This window comes from Nonomuraea sp. NPDC003804 (assembly GCF_040610675.1).
GTDB lineage: Bacteria > Actinomycetota > Actinomycetes > Streptosporangiales > Streptosporangiaceae > Nonomuraea.
This window is the reverse complement of record NZ_JBEXMT010000130.1, coordinates 1-1,092: the sequence shown is the minus strand read 5'-3', so window position 1 is coordinate 1,092 and position 1,092 is coordinate 1. Positions and strand designations below refer to the sequence as shown.

The following is a 1,092-nucleotide window of genomic DNA, read 5'->3' as shown; positions in this document are numbered from 1 at the left end:
AGACGCGTGATTTGTAAATTTTAGCACCGGGGAGGCGCTTCTATTTGACAACTACGCTCCTGGCGTGCACTCCAGCGCTTCTTGGCGACGGTCACCAAGAGTCTGCTGAACGAGCGAATCCTGGTCGACTAGCTACGTAACGGCTGCGGTGCTACGGCGGTGGCGTCCTATTCGCTTCGCGGGAGGCGCTGAAGTCCAAATCGTATCGAGGTGATTCCTGGCGCTCCTGGGATCATCGGTGACGATCTCCATGCGGAAAGACTGAGCGCTGCCTTGTCAGGTTCGGCGTAGCTCATCTGAGCGTGAAGCGTACCAACGGATGCACTGCTCGGCAGCAATTCGTGCGCATGAGACCAAGCCCGAAAGCTGCTCAGGTGGGCACTCCTTCCCAGTGGTACGATAGTTGGCCTTGGCGTGAGCGAGCTGATTCCTAGACGCAGAGAGTACAGCAGCCAGGTCCACGAGCGCCTGTCTGCGCTGCTCCGCAGAACTGCCTGGTTCGATCTTGGAGAAGCTTCGAAGAATCCGTGGTGCATGTGGCTTCATAGGAAGCGGATCACAGCAGCGCTCAATCGACAAACGCAGCGCCTCTGCGTCGCGGGTGAAGATTCGATTCTCCTCGAAGAGAACGAGTAGCCCATCCATGAACTCTGCATTGGGGCTGAGCGCATCTCTGGACAATAGACGCTTACGAAGGTCCTCGTACTGCTTCTCCCTGACTACCGTGGCAGACACGTACTCAATGCACTTTGCGTAGACGAGTAACGCGGCGTCGTCGACATGCAGGCCGTTTGCGCTATTGAACTCGGAAAGTACTTCTAAGAGGCCTGGCCCGGTAAGTAGTGGCCTCATGCTGGCTGCCCTTTGGACCAAGTTCCCGATCTCCTCGTCTTCGGGGTACTCGATGTCAAAATCGACTGGGCGGGGAGCCTCCGAGAATTCCAAGCCTAGGGTGACGTGCAGCTCAAAAAGATAGGCTTGTACTAGAGCATTGGCATCTTCTTCTTCTTTTCGCCTTCGACGGGCATCCACTCGAAGTAGCCGTCGGCAGGCAGCAGGCACCTGCGGGAGGCGAACGCCTTCTTGAAGGCC

1 protein-coding gene is annotated in these 1,092 nt (G+C 57.1%); it reads right to left on the bottom strand.

Going from position 1 to position 1,092, the window contains the following annotated elements:
• Nucleotides 1-983: 983 nt before the first annotated feature.
• Nucleotides 984-1,092, bottom strand: a 109-nt coding sequence (locus ABZX22_RS45265) for an SOS response-associated peptidase family protein (protein WP_354923573.1), incomplete at its 5' end; no start/stop codon positions are given.